The 18,712-nt window shown below is 60.5% G+C and carries 22 protein-coding genes and 2 pseudogenes; 9 read left to right on the forward strand and 15 right to left on the reverse strand.

All coding sequences use genetic code 11. The features are described from left to right. Window positions 1–19 precede the first annotated feature (19 nt). The gene (locus FZ934_RS14345) at window positions 20–907 is read right to left on the reverse strand and encodes a LysR family transcriptional regulator (RefSeq protein WP_153271618.1); all 888 of its coding nucleotides are present in this window, start codon (window positions 905–907) and stop codon (window positions 20–22) included. A gap of 113 nt (window positions 908–1,020) precedes the next feature. Between FZ934_RS14345 and FZ934_RS14350 the strand changes: the two genes are divergently transcribed. The 4 genes from FZ934_RS14350 to FZ934_RS14365 all read left to right on the forward strand — a co-directional run bounded on the left by FZ934_RS14350 (window position 1,021) and on the right by FZ934_RS14365 (window position 3,052). After that, window positions 1,021–1,734 carry an SDR family oxidoreductase gene (locus tag FZ934_RS14350; protein WP_153271619.1) on the forward strand — a complete coding sequence of 238 codons (714 nt, stop codon included), beginning with the start codon at window positions 1,021–1,023 and terminating at the stop codon, window positions 1,732–1,734. 4 nt (window positions 1,735–1,738) lie between these two features. Beyond that, a complete protein-coding gene (locus tag FZ934_RS14355; RefSeq protein WP_153271620.1) occupies window positions 1,739–2,107 on the forward strand; it encodes a VOC family protein in 369 nt (122 codons plus the stop codon). Between the two features lie 35 nt (window positions 2,108–2,142). Then, a complete protein-coding gene (locus FZ934_RS14360) occupies window positions 2,143–2,361 on the forward strand; it encodes a hypothetical protein (protein WP_153271621.1) in 219 nt (72 codons plus the stop codon). 130 nt (window positions 2,362–2,491) lie between these two features. Next, window positions 2,492–3,052 carry a DsbA family protein gene (locus FZ934_RS14365; RefSeq protein WP_153271622.1) on the forward strand — a complete coding sequence of 187 codons (561 nt, stop codon included), beginning with the start codon at window positions 2,492–2,494 and terminating at the stop codon, window positions 3,050–3,052. 50 nt (window positions 3,053–3,102) lie between these two features. Here the strand turns inward: FZ934_RS14365 and FZ934_RS14370 are convergent, their stop codons facing one another. Together FZ934_RS14370 and FZ934_RS14375 are read right to left on the reverse strand one after the other, a co-directional pair. Further along, a complete protein-coding gene (locus tag FZ934_RS14370; RefSeq protein WP_153271623.1) occupies window positions 3,103–3,318 on the reverse strand; it encodes a hypothetical protein in 216 nt (71 codons plus the stop codon). Between the two features lie 893 nt (window positions 3,319–4,211). Beyond that, window positions 4,212–4,730 carry a DUF6428 family protein gene (locus FZ934_RS14375; protein WP_153271624.1) on the reverse strand — a complete coding sequence of 173 codons (519 nt, stop codon included), beginning with the start codon at window positions 4,728–4,730 and terminating at the stop codon, window positions 4,212–4,214. Between the two features lie 43 nt (window positions 4,731–4,773). Between FZ934_RS14375 and FZ934_RS14380 the strand changes: the two genes are divergently transcribed. The 3 genes from FZ934_RS14380 (at window position 4,774) to FZ934_RS14390 (ending at window position 7,225) form a co-directional block, all read left to right on the forward strand. Then, entirely contained in the window at window positions 4,774–5,136 is a 363-nt protein-coding gene (locus FZ934_RS14380) for an ArsR/SmtB family transcription factor (RefSeq protein WP_153271625.1), read from the forward strand. Beyond that, window positions 5,129–6,343: an arsenite efflux MFS transporter ArsK gene (gene arsK, locus FZ934_RS14385; protein ID WP_153271626.1), complete on the forward strand. Its 1,215-nt coding sequence runs from the start codon at window positions 5,129–5,131 to the stop codon at window positions 6,341–6,343. The genes FZ934_RS14380 and arsK overlap by 8 nt, the downstream gene beginning before the upstream one ends. 75 nt (window positions 6,344–6,418) lie before the next feature. Further along, entirely contained in the window at window positions 6,419–7,225 is an 807-nt protein-coding gene (locus FZ934_RS14390; protein ID WP_153271627.1) for a sulfite exporter TauE/SafE family protein, read from the forward strand. Window positions 7,226–7,228: 3 nt separating this feature from the next. Here FZ934_RS14390 and arsH read toward each other — a convergent pair whose 3' ends face one another. From arsH to FZ934_RS14425, 7 genes and pseudogenes are all read right to left on the reverse strand, one after another. Next, the gene (gene arsH, locus FZ934_RS14395; RefSeq protein WP_153271628.1) at window positions 7,229–7,939 is read right to left on the reverse strand and encodes an arsenical resistance protein ArsH; all 711 of its coding nucleotides are present in this window, start codon (window positions 7,937–7,939) and stop codon (window positions 7,229–7,231) included. Further along, window positions 7,932–8,354 carry an arsenate reductase (glutaredoxin) gene (gene arsC / locus FZ934_RS14400; protein WP_153271629.1) on the reverse strand — a complete coding sequence of 141 codons (423 nt, stop codon included), beginning with the start codon at window positions 8,352–8,354 and terminating at the stop codon, window positions 7,932–7,934. The genes arsH and arsC overlap by 8 nt, the downstream gene beginning before the upstream one ends. A 2-nt stretch (window positions 8,355–8,356) precedes the next feature. After that, a complete protein-coding gene (gene arsB, locus FZ934_RS14405; RefSeq protein ID WP_153272461.1) occupies window positions 8,357–9,415 on the reverse strand; it encodes an ACR3 family arsenite efflux transporter in 1,059 nt (352 codons plus the stop codon). Then, window positions 9,415–9,941, reverse strand: a pseudogene (locus FZ934_RS14410) (arsenate reductase ArsC). Before FZ934_RS14410 ends, arsB begins: the two are co-directional and overlap by 1 nt. 15 nt (window positions 9,942–9,956) lie before the next feature. Next, window positions 9,957–10,397, reverse strand: coding sequence for an arsenic resistance N-acetyltransferase ArsN2 (gene arsN2 / locus FZ934_RS14415; protein WP_153271630.1), 441 nt, complete (start codon window positions 10,395–10,397; stop codon window positions 9,957–9,959). Continuing rightward, complete coding sequence (locus tag FZ934_RS14420) at window positions 10,385–10,744, reverse strand: ArsR/SmtB family transcription factor (RefSeq protein WP_153271631.1); 360 nt, start codon at window positions 10,742–10,744, stop codon at window positions 10,385–10,387. The genes arsN2 and FZ934_RS14420 overlap by 13 nt, the downstream gene beginning before the upstream one ends. A gap of 486 nt (window positions 10,745–11,230) precedes the next feature. After that, window positions 11,231–12,394, reverse strand: a complete 1,164-nt coding sequence (locus FZ934_RS14425; protein ID WP_153271632.1) for a M20 aminoacylase family protein — start codon at window positions 12,392–12,394, stop codon at window positions 11,231–11,233. 148 nt (window positions 12,395–12,542) lie between these two features. Here FZ934_RS14425 and FZ934_RS14430 point away from each other — a divergent pair. Together FZ934_RS14430 and FZ934_RS14435 are read left to right on the forward strand one after the other, a co-directional pair. Further along, window positions 12,543–13,666 (forward strand): annotated as a pseudogene (locus FZ934_RS14430) (D-alanyl-D-alanine carboxypeptidase family protein). A gap of 12 nt (window positions 13,667–13,678) precedes the next feature. Then, the gene (locus FZ934_RS14435) at window positions 13,679–14,854 is read left to right on the forward strand and encodes a CobW family GTP-binding protein (RefSeq protein ID WP_153271633.1); all 1,176 of its coding nucleotides are present in this window, start codon (window positions 13,679–13,681) and stop codon (window positions 14,852–14,854) included. A 2-nt stretch (window positions 14,855–14,856) separates the two neighbouring features. Here FZ934_RS14435 and FZ934_RS14440 read toward each other — a convergent pair whose 3' ends face one another. From FZ934_RS14440 to FZ934_RS27840, 5 genes are all read right to left on the reverse strand, one after another. Continuing rightward, window positions 14,857–15,084: a sulfurtransferase TusA family protein gene (locus FZ934_RS14440; protein ID WP_113361909.1), complete on the reverse strand. Its 228-nt coding sequence runs from the start codon at window positions 15,082–15,084 to the stop codon at window positions 14,857–14,859. Further along, window positions 15,084–16,343, reverse strand: a complete 1,260-nt coding sequence (locus tag FZ934_RS14445) for a L,D-transpeptidase family protein (protein WP_153271634.1) — start codon at window positions 16,341–16,343, stop codon at window positions 15,084–15,086. Before FZ934_RS14445 ends, FZ934_RS14440 begins: the two co-directional genes overlap by 1 nt. Before the next feature lie 187 nt (window positions 16,344–16,530). Continuing rightward, window positions 16,531–17,484: an acetyl-CoA carboxylase carboxyltransferase subunit alpha gene (locus FZ934_RS14450; protein ID WP_113361911.1), complete on the reverse strand. Its 954-nt coding sequence runs from the start codon at window positions 17,482–17,484 to the stop codon at window positions 16,531–16,533. Window positions 17,485–17,547: 63 nt separating this feature from the next. Beyond that, a complete protein-coding gene (gene xerD / locus FZ934_RS14455; protein WP_153271635.1) occupies window positions 17,548–18,501 on the reverse strand; it encodes a site-specific tyrosine recombinase XerD in 954 nt (317 codons plus the stop codon). Window positions 18,502–18,505: 4 nt separating this feature from the next. Next, the gene (locus tag FZ934_RS27840; protein ID WP_194273722.1) at window positions 18,506–18,682 is read right to left on the reverse strand and encodes a hypothetical protein; all 177 of its coding nucleotides are present in this window, start codon (window positions 18,680–18,682) and stop codon (window positions 18,506–18,508) included. Window positions 18,683–18,712: the final 30 nt, after the last annotated feature.

Consider the following 18,712-nt stretch of genomic DNA (forward strand, 5'->3'; position numbering starts at 1 on the left):
TTTCTTTTGGACTTGCAGGTCAATTGCCGGCGATGTCCTTCAGCCGCGCCGCCAGAAACTCCACGCAGAGGCGAACCTTCGCGGCCGTCAGCCGGTTGTGCGGAAACACCGCATGAATGGGTGCGGCCGGCAACAAGACATCAGGAAGCACCACCTCTAGCTGATCAGACTTGATGTCGTCCCGAACATCCCAGATCGATTTCAGGATCAGCCCGGCGCCTCCAAGCGCCCATCGATGCGCGAGCTCTCCGTTGTTGGTGCTCAGCACGCCTTTGACGTTGACGCTGCGGCCATCGGCAAAGATCCAGTGAGTGTTCGGCGGATCGCCGAAGGTGATCGCGGCGTGGCCGGCCAAGTCCTCCAGCGTTTCCGGTCGTCCATAGCGGTCGAGATAGGACGGCGAAGCGCATATGACCCGCCGGTTCGGGGCCAGCTGCCGCGCGATCAGGCTTGAATCGGCAAGAGCGCCGAAGCGGATCGCAAGATCGTAGCCGCGCTCGACGATGTTGGCGACACCATCCTCTGTATCGAGATGAACATGCAGTCCCGGATGCCGCGCCTGAAATTCCTGAAGCAGCGGCGCCAGCCAGCGGCACCCGAACGCAAAGGTCGACGTGACCCTGAGAAGCCCAAGCGCGGAATCCCTGCCGCTCGTCACCTCGGTCTCGGCATCGTCGATCTCCGCAAGAATGCGGACACAGCGGGCATGGAAGCGTGCGCCTTCTTCCGTCAACGTCAGCGACCGTGTCGTCCTGTTGAACAGCCGGACGCCCAGGCGCGCCTCCAGTCGGGTCAGCTTGCGGCTGACGACCGTCAGCGAAAGCCGCAGTTCTCGCGCCGCAGCCGACAGGCTGCCAGCTTCAGCCACGCGAACAAACACCAGCATATCCAGAAGATTGTCGCTCATATTCTTGCTGTTACAGCAAGAGATAGTCGCCAACAATGGCTATTCTTGCCGAAGAGGCGATAGGCTATGTTCGCAAATAACGAAACGCGGTCATCGCAGGAAAGGATCGGCAGATGGCATCGATTGCAGGAAAAAGAGTACTCGTTGTCGGCGGCAGCTCAGGCATCGGCTTTGCAGTGGCCGCACAGGCGGTAGAGGCCGGCGCCGAAGTGACGATCGCTTCGCGGTCTCAGGAAAAGCTGTCCGAAGCCGCCCGTGAACTAGGAGGCAAGGTGCAGACCGCCGTCCTGGATACCGGCGACGAAGCATCGATCGATACGTTCTTCGCAAGCGATGCACCTTGGGATCATGTCGTGATCTCGGCCGCGCAGACTCCGAGCGGCCCGGTCCGCAAGCTGCCGCTCGAAGACGCCAAGCGCGCCATGGAAAGCAAGTTCTGGGGCGCCTATCGGATAGCCCGCGCCGCGCGCTTCACCGAACGAGGCTCGCTGACCTTCATCTCGGGCTTCCTGAGCGAACGCCCGTCGGCAAATTCCGTCCTTCAGGGTGCGATCAACGCAGCCCTTGAATCACTTGGCCGCGGCTTGGCACTCGAACTTTCGCCGGTGCGCGTGAACGCCGTGTCGCCCGGCCTGATCGACACGCCGCTATGGTCGAAGATGGATGCTGGCACCCGCCAGGCAATGTTCGAGCGTGTCGGCGCGAGCCTGCCGGCCAAGACGATCGGGCATTCTGAAGACATCGCCAACGCCGTGCTCTTCGCCATGACGACGCCGTTCGCAACCGGCTCGACCATCCGTGTCGATGGCGGCGGCGTGATCGGATGAGCCGATGGACATCGATCATGTAACACTCCGGACCGCCGACCTCGAAGGCACGCGCGCGTTTCTCCAAACGCTGCTCGGCCTCGAGCCGGGGTTCCGGCCCGACTTCCCCTTCCCCGGCTATTGGCTCTATCGCAGCGGCGATCCGATCGTTCATCTTATCCCGGGTGGTGGAAGCCCCGTCGACCGGGCGGCTGAAACGATCGACCACGTGGCTTTCAGGCTGGACGGCTACGACGCATTCCGCGCCCGCCTCGACACGGAGTCGATCACCTATTCGACGATGGATCTTCCTGAACTTGGCGAGCGTCGCCTGTTCGTTCGCACGCCGGGTGGAATCCTGATCGAACTCGTCTTCCGCACCGCAATTGTTTAAAGCAGGCCGGACGCGAGTCGAAGGAGCGGTGCGGCATGGCAAAAGACAAGACGATGGCATCGCTGGTGCAGACGCTGGCCGAAATGCCGAAACGGGATAACAGCGCCTATCACAAGGCGATGGCAGAAGCCCGCCGTGCCTTCGAGGAAGCCGAAGCGACCCTCGGTGGCCCCGTCCAGGTCCGGATGAAGACCAAGCAGAAGCGAAACGGCGACTACGTCGTCAAATGGACGTTCCGCCGCGAGGACGAATAGCCAGTTCTACCGCTCGCGCCGACGATCCGCAGCGTTGACGAAAAGCCGCCGGCCATGCAACCAACGCAGCGCAAGAAAGTTCAGTCCGGCGACGAGCACTTGCCGGCGAAAAGCGATGGGATGGGACGGAATGCAGAAATCGGAATGGCGTGCAGATCCACTGACCTGGGGAACCGGCGCAAAAATCTTCGAGGTCTTCCTCGAGCCGACGTGCCCTTACTCCGTCAGGGCCTTCCGCAAGCTCGATGAGCTCCTAGCCGTATCAGGCGAGGACAACATCTCCATCAAGATCCGCCTGCAATCACAGCCCTGGCACATGTTCTCAGGCGTCATCGTTCGCTGCATTCTGGCGGCATCGACGCTCGAAGCCGGCAAGGAAGCGGCAAAGGCCGTTCTGTCAGCTGTCGGAGATCACCGCGAGGAATTCGAATTCACCAGCCACTGCGGTGGCCCCAACCTCGACGCCACGCCGAACGACATCATCAAGCGCATCGAAAACTATAGTGGACTGGCACTCGCCGATGCCTTCGCAATTCCCGACCTCGACCGGGAAATCAAGTGGCACAGCCGCTATGCCCGTCAGAACGGCATCCACGTCTCGCCAACCTTCATGATCGACGGCATCGTCCAGGCCGACATGAGCAGCGGCGATGACGTCTCTGCCTGGCGTGAGCGATTGCTTCCCCGCTGACGACAGTGTCGCGGCGCCTGTTACGCGCGTCGCGATCCTGCCCCTATCCGCTATGCCCCGAGAATGGCATCGATCTCGGCGATAAGCGCTGCATAGGTCGCGATATGCCGGTGATACTCGGCCTTGATCTCCTCGGTGATATCGGTCAGCGGCCCACCGCCTTCCTGCCGAAAATGACGCGCGTCCTTTTCGTCCATGAGGCGGATTTTCTCCTCATGCTCCGCAACCCTCGTCCGATACTGTTCGCGAATGTCTGCCAGACCCATCTCAAGCTCCTGTGTTCTCTAAGACGATATCTAGGCGCCGATCCGCAAATGGCCGCTGGCTGCGACAAAAAACGCTGCGGCGGCGCAGTAGGGCAATATAGAGGGTGCTTGAGAAGACCCAAAACGCTGCACAATCGCGGCGCAAAAGACGACCGTGGCAATGTCTACAAGATGCTGTTCTAAGTCCGGGCGAAACCGCCGCCACAAAGAAGGAGGGATAATTTCAGGCTTCTCCGCCCATCAACAGAGCGACAACATCCAAGTAGGCCTTTGATTTTAATGGTGTCCACGAGAGGATTCGAACCTCCGACCCCAGGATTCATACCACTTCGGCTTTAGCCGCCGCCCGAGGGCGTTCGTGGTCTGGACTGTCCCTTCACCATGGGCCGAAGCCTTTAGGTGCTACCCATCCAGTCTCTACACCTTCAACGGATTTCTCCGAAGCTTGGCTCGGGATTGGCATGCCGAGAGTTCAGCGAAGCGTTCCCCGACTTTGAGTAGATCGACTACGCTCTTTCGTTGCGTAGCCCCCAATTTAAAACCAGGAATCCTGTGCTCTATCCTGCTGAGCTACGTGGACAAACTGTTCATTTGCTGGAGGTTCGTACCCCAAGCGGACAGGAATATCAACACCAAGATCGACACCACGCTAGGGACTTAACGCCTGTTGCTAGCCAGCAATAACAAAGGCCGGACCAAGCTGTCGGTGCCAACAGATGCCATCGCAGCAAGCTTCCTGGGCGAAGCGGGAATGTTAGTGGTCGCCGAAACTCATGCCGCCAATAGGTCCATTCGACGGTAAGAGCGCCGTCGTCTTTTCGTTCCACAACCGAGCTTCGACGTCAGCTATCGGCCAGCCCGAAGCCGACACTCGATGCGGTGGCCTCTCACCTCTATGCGCAACACGCCGCGGCGGTGGACGGTCGGCAACAGGAGGCGGCTGGGGACTGCTCTGCCAACCACTTATCACGCGGCTTGCAACTCGAAGGACGGGGGGCCAATGCAACAATCAGCGAATTGTCGACTCGCGCTGGGCTACTCGCACGGAAGAGCTGTATGGGCCCCACGCCGTCGCTTACTTCGAACGTCAGTTTCGCCGAGCCGTCGAGGCCGACGTGTTCGGATACCTTGCGTATGATCGCGGCGAACTTTCCGCCTGGCATGTGAGATCGGCCGTCCTCGTCGATATCCCAGAGCTGCACAAAAATTTCGGACCAGGCTTCTGGGTTCGCGCCGCAGTCGAGCGCCGAGAACTGGCCGGCCTTCACTTCGGTGACGTGATATCCGCCTTTGATTTCGCGGCCTACGTAAGTGAAGATGAGCGGAAGATCAGGACTCCTGGCGATACACGACAGAAGGTCTCCGAGGGTGATGTCCGAATCCGCCAAATCGGTCTTGATGATCGAGTTCATATCCGATACTCCTCTGATTCAATGCTTCAAGGAATATTGAAATATGGATGAGCGTCAAGCCCTGATGTCTTTCGCGGCACTCTCACAGGAAACGCGACTAAGTGTCGTTCGCACTCTGGTCGTCGCCGGACCCGAAGGCATGGCGGCCGGTGCCATCGCCGACAAGATGGGCGTCTCGCCCTCGAACATTTCCTTCCATCTAAAGGAACTGGAGCGTTCGGGCCTGATCGCCCAGAGGCGGGAGTCCCGTTCGATCCTCTACCGCGCCGACTACGACGCGCTCTCAGGATTGGTAAAATTCCTGATGCACGACTGCTGCTCCGGACATCCACGGGTGCTTGGGTTTCCGGAAGGTGAGGGCGATTGCTGCTCCACCGAAACGTCGGAAGCTAACCAGCATGCGTGACGGCAGGAACGCGATTTCGCTTGCGACGATCTCCGCCCTCGGCCTGACCCAGGTCATCGGCTACGGGACGCTCTATTATTCCTTCTCGATCCTCGCGCCCGGCATGGCGAAGGACCTTGGGGTCACACTCGAGCGGGTCTTCGGCGTCTTCTCGGTCTCGCTGTTCGTTGGCGGGCTCTCCGCCCCGATAATCGGGAAGCAAATGGACAGGATCGGTGCGGCGACCATTCTGACAGTCGGCTCGCTATTATCGGCACTGACACTCGCACTATGCGCCTGGTCACCGTCTGTCGCTGTCTTCGCGCTCGCCATCGTTCTGGTCGAGATATCTTCGGGGATGGTCCAGTACCAGGCTGCCTTCACTGCCCTGGTCGAGAGCGATCCCAAGACTGCCTCCCGAAGCATCATATACCTGACGCTTATCGGCGGCTTTGCCTCCACGATCTTTTGGCCGATCTCTGCCGCTCTGATGGGATACCTGTCGTGGCGCGAAATCTACCTAGTGTTCGCGGCCCTCAATCTGATCGTCTGCATGCCACTGCATTTCTGGATGATGCGAAAGGGAAAGGCGGCAAGCGCCAACGGAGCCGTCCGCGAACGAGAGCAAGTAATCGGCGCGATCCCGCCGGAAGGACGACGCGGCGCGATGATCGTCGTATCGGCCGCCTTCGCGATCCTCGGGTTCACTCTGGCATCGATCCTCGCGCACATGGTTCCGATGCTCGGCAGTCTCGGTCTCGGAACAGCGGCGGTCGTCATCGGCTCGCTGTTCGGACCGGCCCAGGTCCTGAGCCGCCTGATCAACATGATCTTCGGCACGCGCCTGTCGCCACCCATTCTTGCGGTGATTTCGGCGGCGCTCATGGTCATCGGCATCGTGATCCTCGGCCTGAGCGGCAGTTGGCTACCCGGAGCCGTCGCATTCGCGATCTGTCTTGGCTTAGGTTCGGGGATCAATTCGATCGCTCAGGGTAGCCTGCCGCTCTATCTGTTCGGCAGCGACGGCTACGGTGCGGTCACGGGCAAGATGGCGGCGGCGAGGCTTGCATTGGGGGCCGCCGCGCCCTTCGTCTTCGCCTTGGCCATGGAACAGTTCGGCATCGCCATATCGCTGTTCGCGACGGCGGTGCTCGGTATGGTCGGCATGGCCGCCTTCGCCAGTGTCGCGATGTCAGCAGGTCGAATCCACGTGTTGGCCGCCGAATAACGAGCCTCACTTGCACGCGGTCTCCCTTGCCAGCATAAGGGTTCCCATCGCGATATCTGAGGAAACACAACCACATTGGATGCCCAGCCCGATACTCCGCAATCCCGCAGCAAGCCTGCGGCTTTCACCGGCGGGGCCGTAATCGGCGCGTTGGGAGGTCTTATCGGATTGGGCGGCGCGGAATTCAGACTTCCACTTCTGATCGGCATCTTCAATTTCGCAGCCCTTGAGGCGGTCATCCTGAACAAGGCGATGAGCCTGGTGGTCGTCGCTTCGGCTTTGCCGTTTCGGGCGGCGACTGTACCTTTCAGCGAGATCGGGTCTCATTGGCAGATCGTGGTCAACCTGTTGGCCGGAAGCTTGGCAGGCGCATGGTTCGGGGCGGGATGGGCGACACGCCTCAAGTCGGAGACGCTCTACAAGGTGATCGCGGCACTCTTGATCGCGATCGCGATTGTCCTGATCATCGGCCACGACGCCGCTGCAGGACAGCCCCTACTGACGGGCAGCGCGCAGCTCGCGGCAGGCGTTGTCGCAGGCTTCGTGATTGGCATCGTAGCCTCGTTGCTCGGTGTGGCGGGAGGCGAACTGCTAATCCCTACGCTCGTCCTCCTGTTCGGATGTGATATCAAGCTGGCAGGGTCGCTTTCGCTGGCCGTAAGCCTGCCGACGATGCTGGTCGGCTTTACCCGATACAGCCGAGATCAGAGCTTTTCAGTTCTTGGCCGCAACAAGGCTTTCCTGCTTGTCATGGCCGCGGGATCGATCGTCGGCACTTTTATCGGCGGCCGACTGCTGGGCATTGTGCCGAACGCGGTGCTTCTGCCCGCGCTCGCCGTAATCCTGCTTCTGTCCGCCATCAAGGTCTGCCGACACAAGTAGCCGTCAGATCGACTTCAACTGCACTCGCTGTTCGAGCTTGGCCGCGTCTTCCTTCCGCTCGCTGTAGCGGTCGGTCAGGTATGACGAGGCGTCGCGCGTGAGCAGCGTGAACTTCACCAGCTCCTCGCATACGTCGACGACACGGTCGTAGTAGGACGACGGTTTCATCCGTCCGTCGGCATCGAACTCCTGGAAGGCCTTGGCGACCGACGATTGGTTGGGGATGGTGATCATCCGCATCCAGCGGCCGAGGATGCGGAGCTGGCCGATGGCATTGAACGACTGCGAGCCACCCGACACCTGCATTACCGCAAGCGTCTTACCCTGTGTCGGTCGCACGGAGCCTACGGCGAGCGGAATCCAGTCGATCTGCGACTTCATGACGCCCGTCATTGCGCCATGGCGCTCGGGGCTCACCCAGACCTGGCCCTCGGACCATTCCGAAAGCTCGCGTAGTTCCTGGACTTTGGGATGGCTGACCGGCGCGTCGTCGGGCAAAGGCAGTCCCTGGGGGTCGAAAATACGAACTTCGCAACCCATGCGCTCCAAGAGGCGGCGGGACTCTTGGGCGAGCAGCCGGCTGTACGAGACCTCGCGGATCGACCCGTAAAGGATCAGGATGCGCGGCTTGTGCGTAGAGAACACTGGACGAAGAGCGTCGAGGTCAGGCTGGCTTAGGTGTCGCTCTTCGAGAGCAGGAAATGTATCAGACAATGCGCTTTCCTTTCTCGTCGAGGACCTTCTCTCCGTCTTCCTTGGTGAACGCACCCTTGTGGGTGGCAGGCAAGATGTCGAGCACGACTTCGGAAGGCCGGCTCAGGCGGGTGCCGAGCGGCGAGACAACAAAGGGACGGTTGATCAGGATCGGGTCCTTCAGCATCGCATCGATCAACTGGTCGTCGGTGAGCGCAGGATTGTCGAGACCGAGTTCCGCATAAGGCGTTCCCTTCTCGCGAATGGCCTGCCGGACTGTCAGACCGGCGTCGGCGATCATCGTCGTCAGCCCGGCGCGCGAGGGCGGCGTCTTGAGGTATTCGATGACGTTCGGCTCGATGCCCGCGTTGCGGATCATCTCCAGAGTGTTCCGCGAAGTCCCGCATTCGGGATTGTGATAGATGGTGACGTCCATGGTCACGGCCTTTCGGTTGCGATGTTTTTGGAGACGGCGGGCGAGGCTTCGTACCAGCCCTTGGTGCGGTTCACGATCCAGACGACGGAAAGCATGACCGGGACCTCGATGAGGACGCCGACGACGGTCGCCAGCGCCGCGCCGGACTGGAAGCCGAACAAGCTGATGGCGGCGGCGACGGCGAGTTCGAAGAAGTTGCTGGCCCCAATCAGGGCCGACGGCCCGGCGACGCAGTGCTGTTCACCCGACATGCGGTTCAGCAGGTACGCCAGCCCGGAGTTGAAGTAGACCTGGATCAAAATCGGCACCGCCAGCAGTCCGATGATGGTCGGCTGCGCAATGATCTGCTCGCCCTGGAAGCCAAAGAGAAGGATCAGGGTCGCCAGGAGCGCGATGAGTGACAGCGGCTGCAGCCGTGCGAGCAGGGCATCGAGCGAGCGCATCGAGCCGTCTGCGATGAGCAGCCTGCGGACGATCTGTGAAATGGCGACCGGGATCAGGATATAGAGCACGACGGATATCGTCAGGGTATCCCACGGAACGGTGATCGCCGACAGACCCAGCAGCATCGCCACGATCGGGGCGAAGGCGACGATCATGATGGCGTCGTTCAGCGCCACTTGCGACAGGGTGAAGTGCGGCTCGCCCTTGGTCAGGTTCGACCACACGAAGACCATCGCCGTGCAGGGCGCGGCCGCCAGGATGATCAGGCCCGCGATGTAGGAATCGATCTGGTCTGCAGGCAGCATCGGACGGAAGAGCCAGCCGACGAACAGCCAGCCGAGAAGTGCCATCGAGAAAGGCTTGACAGCCCAGTTGATGAACAGGGTGACCCCGATCCCGCGCCAGTATTTTCCAACCTTCGACAGCGAGCCGAAGTCGATCTTCAAAAGCATCGGGATGACCATCAGCCAGATCAGCACCGCGACGGGGATGTTCACCTTGGCGACTTCTGCGGAACCGATGGCATGGAAGACGCCGGGCATGACGTGCCCGAGCGCGATACCGACAACGATGCAGAGGAAGACCCAGACGGTCAGGTATCGCTCGAACGTGGACATCATTCGGCCCTTGCGGATTTGACCGACGCGCCTTCGAGCGATCCTATCTGGCGTATATGCTGCTGGAGCGCCAGACGGTCGATGGAGGCGAGTGGGAGATTGATGAAGGCGGAGATGCGGTTCTTGAGGAAGCGGGCGGCTTGCGCGAACGCGCGCTGGATTTCGACCTCAGTCCCGACGACGGCGGCCGGGTCTTCGACCCCCAATGCGCGGTCATCGGATGGCCGATCCAGACGGGGCATGCTTCGCCCGCAGCGCTGTCGCAGACCGTGAATATGAAGTCCATCTCCGGTGCGTCCGGTTTGGCGAACACGTCCCAGCTCTTGGACGCGAATCCAGTCGAGGGATAGCCCAGCGCTTCCAGTTCCTTGATCGCGTGCGGGTTGATTTCGCCCTTGGGCTGGCTGCCGGCAGAGTATGCCTTGAACCGTCCGACGCCCTCTTTGTTGAGGATGGATTCGGCGAGAATAGAGCGTGCGGAATTGCCCGTGCACAGGAAGAGCACGTTGTAGTTTTTTTCGGTCATGGTCGTGTTCCGTGGTTAGGTCGGAGGCCTGTTGAGTTTCATGATCGTCGCTGACGCGGGACAGATTCCCGACAACTGGCGGGTGGAAAGAATTGCCTGCGGCACATGATTTCGTTCGACAACTTGGAAGCCGATGCGCTCGAAAAACAATGAGGCGCTCGTGGTCGCGAGATAGACCTCGGATGCCGCTGGTATTCGGTCCAGCGTCATTTCCGTGAGATGCCGCCCATACCCGTGTGATCTGAAGGCCGGCACGATCACTATGGATCGCAGCAGAGCGGCACCGTCCGAGGCCTCCTCTATACCTGAATAGCCAAGGAGCTGGCTTTGGTCGTCAACGAGCCGGAAGTAGGATCGCCCCGGGTCATCGACGTCGTCTATGGGCAGTCCAGCAGAGGCTAGCGCCGCCTTCAACTCCTCATCAGGCGATATGGAGGCGAGCGTCAGTTCACGCACGTCCCGACCTCCGAAGAGCAACATGGCGTTAGATCGGCAATCAAGGGAGCGCACAGCTCGGCGTTTCCGCCACAACAGTCCTTTAGCAAGAATAGCGTCAGGGCGCGAAAGCCATCGAGGTCAGCTCGATATATAATAGAGCGGCTTTGCCGCTCGCTTTTGACGATGCCGGCACGTGACAGCGTCGCCAAGTGAGCGGACATCGTGTTTTGCGGGACATCCATCATTCGGGCCAGTTCCCCAGCCGGAATGCCATCCGGCTCGGACTTCACAAGGAGACGGAAGGTTTCGAGCCTTGTCGCCTGGGCTAGAGCAGCCAACGCCGAGATTGCTTGTTTTGATTCCATACATCCAGAATAGTGGATATATTGATATAGTCAAGAGAGTCTGTGGCCTGCTGCCTTGGTGTCCGCCGTCGGCGGAAGCGGCCGGCGGTAGGTTTCGGAACCTAGCCTTCTCAGAAAACAATCGACGTCGGACTACCAACCCTGACTTCTTGCCCCACTCGCGCCAACGATCCATCCCCATTCCGCCTGAAGGGCACAATCGTATCGCTGTCCTCATTCGCGCGTAGCCGGAATTTCTATGTAAGACTGGGTTCGTTATCGACGAGTGTGACGATTGTGGATCACTGGACTGACGTCATGAGGCGTCAAAGACGGCTTTAAAGTGATCGGTATGCGCACCGACAAAAACACCAATTGAATCAATGGCTTATGATGTCGGCATGGCCGGTACTCTATCCTGCTGAGCTACGGGACCACTTAGGCGTCATGCATACAAAAGGCTTGGCCAGAAGCCAAGCCTTTTTGCAGTCTTGATGCAAAGCAATATCAGGCGCCGAGGCGCTGCTCCGCCAGGCGAACCCAATAGGAAATGCCGTGGCTGATCGCTTCGTCGTTGAAATCGTAGGCCGGGTTATGCAGGCCCGCGGTATCGCCGTTACCGATGAAGATGAAGGCGCCCGGGCGGGCGTTCAGCATGTAGGAGAAATCCTCGCCTCCCATCATCGGATCGATATCAGGATTGACGTTCGCAGCCCCGGCGATGTCGGTCGCGATCTGGATCGCGTGCCCGGTTTCCGCCGCATGGTTGGAGGTCACCGGATAGTTGCGGTGGAAGACGATCTCCGCCTCGGCTCCATGCGCTGCGACGAGACTGTTGACGATCTGCTTCAGGCGGGTTTCCGCAAGCGTTCGAACCCCATCGTCGAGCGTGCGCACGGTGCCAGCGATCGTCGCGTCGTTCGGGATGACGTTGTGAGCAAAGCCGGCATTGAACTTCGTGACCGAAACGACCACCGAGCGCAGCGGATCGACGTTGCGCGACGCGATCATCTGGAGATTGCCGACGACCTGCGCGCCGATGGCGATCGGATCGATCGTGCCGTGCGGCTGGGCTGCGTGGCCGCCGCGCCCCTTGATGGTGATGGTGAACTCATCGGTCGCCGCCATGATGGCGCCCTTGCGGATGGCAAACTGGCCGACCGGAAGACCCGGCAGGTTGTGCATGCCATAGACTTCCTGGATGCCGAAGCGCTCCATCATGCCGTCCTGAACCATCAGGTTGCCGCCGCCGCCGCCTTCTTCGGCAGGCTGGAAGATGACCGCGACATTGCCGTTGAAATTGCGCGTTTCCGCCAGATATTTGGCAGCACCAAGCAGCATGGCGGTGTGCCCGTCATGACCACAGGCATGCATCTTGCCCGCCGTCTTCGAAGCCCAGGGCTTGCCGGTGATCTCGGTGAGCGGCAGCGCATCCATATCGGCACGCAGGCCGATCGTGCGCGCTCCCTCGCCCTTGCCCCTGATCAGGCCGACCACGCCGGTGCGTCCGATCCCGGTGACGATCTCGTCCACACCGAATTCCTTCAGCTTCTCGGCAACGAAGGCGGCGGTGTTTTCCACAGCAAAGAGAAGCTCCGGCCGCTCGTGGATGTGCCGGCGCCATTCGGTCACTTCGCCCTGAAGTTCGGCGGCTCTGTTCAAAATCGGCATTCGCGTTTTCCCTGCTGCAAATCGAAGAGGACGGCGTCGGAGACACGATGCCGCGGAAATAAGTTAGTCAATGGCCTTTGCCTTGTCATGGCCATATACGTTAAATAGGGGAAACTTTCGAGACATCAGGACATCTTAAGGACGAACCGTGTCGACGCGCCAGAATCGTTTGCTTGCCGCCTTGCGGCCGCTTTCAATCGCAGCTTCAGCAGCCGCCATTGCTTTTTCAGCCTCCTCCCAGGCCTACGCAAACCCGCATATCCTTGTGGATGTGCAGTCGGGCCGCGTGCTTGAGCACGAGGAAGCCTTCCGCAAGTGGTATCCGGCATCGCTGACCAAGCTGATGACCGTCTACACGGTGTTCGATGCCGTGCGCTCCGGCCAGATCAGCCTCGATACGCCTGTCGTGATGAGCAAGCGCGCCGCAGCCCAGCCGCCGGCCAAGATGTATTTCAAGCCCGGCCAGAAGCTGACGCTCGATAGCGCCCTCAAGATCCTGATGGTCAAGTCGGCCAACGACATCGCCGTTGCCGTTGCCGAAGCGGTCGGCGGCACGCAGGAAGCCTTCGTCGTCAAGATGAATGCCGAAGCGGCAAAGCTCGGCATGTCGGATTCGCATTTCGTCAATCCGAACGGCCTGCCCGGCAAGGGCCAGTATACGACCGCCCGCGATCTCGCGATCCTGTCCGTCGCCCTGCGCCGCGAGTTTCCTCAATATGCTGGCTATTTCTCGCTGGAAGGCATCACCACAGGCACCAAGAACGTGCCGAGCATTAATCTGCTGATCGGCCGCTTTGCCGGCGCCGATGGCATGAAGACCGGGTTCATCTGCGCATCCGGCTTCAACCAGATCGGTTCCGCGACCCGCAGCGGCCGTACGCTGGTGTCGGTCGTCCTTGGCACCGATAGCCTGGCAGCGCGCGCCGACGCCTCCGCCGATCTCTTGCAGAAGGGCTTCACGACGCAGTTTCCAGGCAGCGACACCCTGGGTTCCCTGAAGCCTTACGGACCCGGCCAGGACCAGGTTACCGACATCACGGCCGACATCTGCAGCGCCAAGGGCGCCAAGGTTCGAAGCGAGACGCGCGACGAAGTCGGCCGCATGAAGATCCATTCCCCTACATCCAGGAAATGGACCACGAGCCGAATTTTTCCTTCGCCGGCCTCATCCCCGGGCAGAACGAGCCGCAGCCTGACAAGCTGGCAACCGCCGATACTGGCGGGGCGATCGGCAACATACCGGTGCCCCTGCCGCGCCCGACCTCATTCTAAGGTCAAACTGACATGAGCGTTTCTTCGGGCCGTGTTCCGGTCACCATCCTCACCGGCTTCCTCGGCGCCGGCAAGTCGACCTTGCTCAATCGTATCCTCAAGGATCCGGCGATGAAGGACGCCGCCGTGATCATCAACGAGTTCGGTGATGTCGGCATCGACCACCTGCTCGTCGAAAGCTCGGGCGATGCGATCATCGAACTGTCGGATGGCTGCCTGTGCTGCACCGTGCGCGGCGAACTGGTGGATACGCTCGCCAACCTCATGGACGCCGTTCAGACCGGCCGCGTAAAGCCGGTCCGCAGGGTCGTGATCGAAACGACAGGCCTCGCCGACCCGGCACCTGTCATGCAGGCGATCATGGGCAACCCCATCATTGCCCAGAATTTCGAACTCGACGGTATCGTTACCGTCGTCGATGCGGTGAATGGTGCGCAGACGCTCGACAATCACGAAGAAGCGGTCAAGCAGGCAGCTGTCGCCGATCGGTTGGTGATTTCGAAGAGGGCGATGGCAGAGTCGCAGCATCTCGCCGGACTGGAGGCGCGGCTCCGCGCACTCAACCCACGCGCTGCGATGATGGATGCCGACGAGCCGGCCACCGGCACGGCCGCCACCCTCGTCAACGGGCTCTATGACCCCGAGACCAAGATCGCCGATGTCGGCCGATGGCTGCGGGACGAAGATGCCCACGACGAGCATCACGGTCATGCGCATGACCACGGTCACGATCATCATCACCACCATCATCACGGCCATGGCCACCAGCATGGTCATGACGGACAGGATCCGCACGACGTCAACCGTCACGACGGCTCGATCCGCTCGTTCTCGATCGTCGAGGACAAGCCGATCGACCCGATGGCGCTCGACATGTTCATCGATCTTCTTCGCTCGGCGCATGGCGAGAAGCTTCTGCGGATGAAGGCGATTGTTGCTGTGTCGGACAGGCCGGAGCGGCCTCTTGTATTGCACGGCGTGCAGAACATTTTCCACACGCCGACCCGGCTCCCCGCATGGCCAGACCCGAACGATCGGCGTACACGCATGGTGCTGATCACCAAGGATCTGCCGGAGAGCTTCGTCAAAAACCTGTTTGATGCGTTCCTCGGCAAGCCGCGGATCGACACCCCGGACCGGGCGGCCCTCAACGACAACCCGCTCGCCATTCCGGGCCTGCGGATCTGACGCTACCGCTTCTGGATCAGGAACCGATGACCGGTTTCGGTCTTTTCGGTTTCGAGCAGCGCATGCCCGTCTTCATTGCAGAAATGCGGAATATCGATCCCCGCCAGCGGATCGGTGGTTTCGACGCGAACCAGCGCGCCTGATGGCAGCGACGATAGCTTGCGCCTGGTTCTGAGAACCGGCAGCGGGCACTTCAGCCCGCGCAGATCATAGGAAATGGCCGACGCCATCAGTCCTTCGACCAGAACTTCCAGAATGGCTTCTTCGAGGCGACCTCGATCGACTCGGGTTGCTCGACCGGTGCAAAGGCTGTTGCCAACTGGCTCTGCGGTGCCAGCGGGTTCGGCGTCGGTACGGGAACCGTAGCCGGATTGACAAGCGCGACATCGGTTGCAGTTGCGGCTACGGCAGCCGATGCCGCCGGCGTGGAGGCCGGAGCCGCGTTGGCAGCAAGCGTCGTCGCCGTCTTGTTGGCCATCATGTCTTCAAGCTCGGCAACCTTGACCATGCGGCCGGCCTCGAGCGAGGTACCGGTCGGCGCGTAGGCGAGGTCGTGACCCTTGCGCTGCTTGGCAACAACGGCCTTTCGCTCGGCTTCACTCGGATCATACCAAGCCATGCCGTCGAATTCCTTCAACGCCTTCGAATAGGCGAGATCATAGGTCTTGCCGTAGGATGCAAGCGCAGCCGTCAAGGCGGGAGGCGTCGACATCGCCGGGCACTTGCCGGCGGGATTGAAGCCGCCGCCATCAGCCGTCTGCTGATTGAAGACATATTTCTTCTCGCAGACGTTCACATCCGGCGGACGCTTGGTGACTTCGAAGTTGTCGTAGCCGACCTTCAGCATGTTCCAGAATTCGATATTCTGGTTCAGGCGATGCTTCACCATGTTTTCCGCGGTCATGCGGAACGGAAATGCCTGAAGCTGAACGCTCGTCTGCCCGCCCTTGAAGGCGTCGCGCGCGAAAGCATAGATCTGCAAGACCTGCTCGTCCGTCATCGAATAGCAGCCCGACGACGAGCAGGCGCCGTGGATCATCAGGTCCGTGCCGGTCCGGCCGTTCACCGCGTCGTAGCGGTTCGGGAAACCGGTATTGATTGCCAGGTAGTATTTGGAATTGGGGTTCAGGTTGGCGCGGCTCAGGTTATAGAAACCCTCCGGCGCTTGCCGGTCGCCCTGCTTTACCTTCGGTCCGAGACGTCCGGACCAGGCGCAGATCTTGTAGTCCGCGATCTTGTCGAAGCGATTGTCCGTCTTCGCCTTCCAGATCTCCAGCGCGCCTTCTTCCTTGAAGATGCGGATCATGATCGGCGAATTGCGGTCCATGTTCTTGGCCGCCATCTCCGAAAGAATGCGAGAGGGCAGCGGCTCTTCGACCTTGTTCTTGACCTTCGACAGGTCGATCTGGGTGGTCGATTCCAATGCGTCATTGCAGCCGGCGAGTGCCAGAGCCATCAGGGAAATAGATGCAAAATGACGAATGCGCATTCAAACCAGCCCATCAACAGTATGCAGACATGCACGCGCATGTGCGCGTCGAATCATAAGCGCGTTATAGTTTATAATCCCCTAATGCGTATGACGTTCGCCCACGCCCCCGCAAGAGTGAATGTTATTCATAACATTATTGTGGCCAAGGTTTGGCCGCAATACACGGGAGCGGGAGGCTCGGCGCTTAGAGATTGCGTCCCATATTGAGGAATTTCTGGCGCCGATCGTTGCGAAGCTGCTCGCCCGAGCGGCTGGAAAGCTCGCCGAGAGCGTTAGCGATCACGTCGCCGGTAGCGGCAATCACGCTGTCCGGATCGCGGTGGGCGCCGCCGAGCGGCTCGCTGATGATGCCGTCGATGATGCCGAGCGACTTCAGATCGTCGGAGGTAATCTTCATGTTGGTGGCCGCTTCCTTGGCGCGAGCGGAATCGCGCCAGAGGATCGAGGCCGCACCTTCGGGCGAGATGACGCTGTAGATCGCATGCTCCAGCATGTAGACGCGGTTGCCGGTCGCGATAGCAATCGCGCCGCCGGAGCCGCCTTCGCCGATCACGACAGAGATGATCGGCACCTTCACCGAGAGGCACATTTCCGTCGAGCGGGCGATGGCTTCGGCCTGGCCGCGCTCTTCGGCGCCGACGCCGGGATAGGCGCCTGCCGTATCGACCAGCGTAATGACGGGAAGACCGAAGCGGTCGGCCATCTCGAGAACACGGATCGCCTTTCGATAGCCTTCTGGACGGGCGCTGCCGAAGTTATGCTTCAAGCGGCTCTTCGTGTCGTTGCCCTTTTCCTGGCCGAGAACGGCGACAGGCTGGCCGCGGAAGCGGGCAAGTCCTGCCTGGATCGCGGCATCCTCGGAAAACTTGCGATCGCCGGCGAGCGGCGTGAATTCCTGAAACAGCGTCTTGGCATAGTCGACGAAATGCGGGCGCTGCGGATGGCGCGCAACCTGCGTCTTCTGCCAGGCGTTGAGCTTCGAATAGATGTCGACCATCGCTTCGCGAACGCGAACTTCGAGCCTTCCGATTTCATCGGACGTGTCGATGCTCTCGTCTTCCGTGGCGAGCTTCTTCAGTTCGATGATCTTGCCTTCGAGGTCGGAGATCGGCTTTTCGAAGTCGAGATAGTTGTGCATGAGGTGCGTTTCCGTTCCTTGTGCCGGGGCGGCTTTTTGCAAGCTCACCCTTTGTTGCCGGTCCTATTCCTGCTTTTTGGCCTGTTTGGCAAGGGGGTGGTGCGTTTGGACCAGTTGTTGAAGCCGTTCCTCCAACACATGCGTATAAATTTGCGTGGTTGAAATGTCCGAGTGTCCGAGCAGTTCCTGTACGACGCGAAGATCCGCGCCATTGGCGAGAAGATGGCTTGCAAATGCATGCCGCATCACATGCGGCGAGATCATAGATGGGGTGAGACCTGCCCTGATCGCAAGGTTTTTCAAGTCACGCGCGAAAACCTGGCGCGGCAGATAGCCTTCTTTCGAAGCCGCTGGAAACAGCCAAGGGCTCTCGCCCGGCACCTTGGCGGCGGCATTTTCGGCTGTGAGCATCCGCCCGTAGAGTTTCATCGTCGCAATTGCCGATTGCGACAGCGGCACAAGCCGCTCCTTGTTGCCCTTGCCGCGGATCATCAGGAAACGCCCGTCCTGGTCGAGAACACGAACCGGAAGCGTTACAAGTTCGCTGACGCGCATGCCGGTCGCATAGAGGAGTTCCAGAAGCGCCAGCATCCGGAGCCGCTGCAATTGGCCGGGCGCCGGATCCTGGGCCTCGGTCTCCGCCTGCTCAAGCAATCGGCCGACCTCGTCGACCCCCATCGTCTTCGGCAGTGCCCGCCCCTTTTTCGGCGCATCGAGAACGCCGGTCGGGTCGTCGGTCCGCAACCCTTCGGCATAGAGAAACTTGTAGAACTGGCGCATCGCCGCCAGCCGCCGCGCCTGCGACGAAGGCTTGAAACCCTGCGCAGCAAGCGACGCAAGATAGGCGGAAAGATCCGCCGATACCGCCTCAAGCAGGCGCACGCCCCTGCCGTTCAAAAAGCTGTGCAGATCATCGAGATCGTGCTCGTAGGAAGAGAGCGTATTGGCCGCCGCACCCCGCTCCGCGCTCATCATTTCCAGAAAGGCTTCGACGTGAACCCAGCCGAGATCCTTCATCGTCTCACTTCTTGGACGGGTTGATGGCGCCGGTCGCCGGAGGATTGATCCGCTCGGAAGGAATGCGGATCGTCACGTCTCGCTCTTGCGGTTCGACGAAAACAACGAGTGCCCACATCGCTCCGTATATCGCGCCAGCGATGATCGCCAAGACGGCGAGAAAACGGAACAGACTCGGCATTCAGCAACTCCATGGCTCTGCTTCTTTATG

The organism is Rhizobium grahamii (genome assembly GCF_009498215.1).
GTDB classification, from domain to species: Bacteria; Pseudomonadota; Alphaproteobacteria; order Rhizobiales; family Rhizobiaceae; genus Rhizobium; species Rhizobium grahamii_A.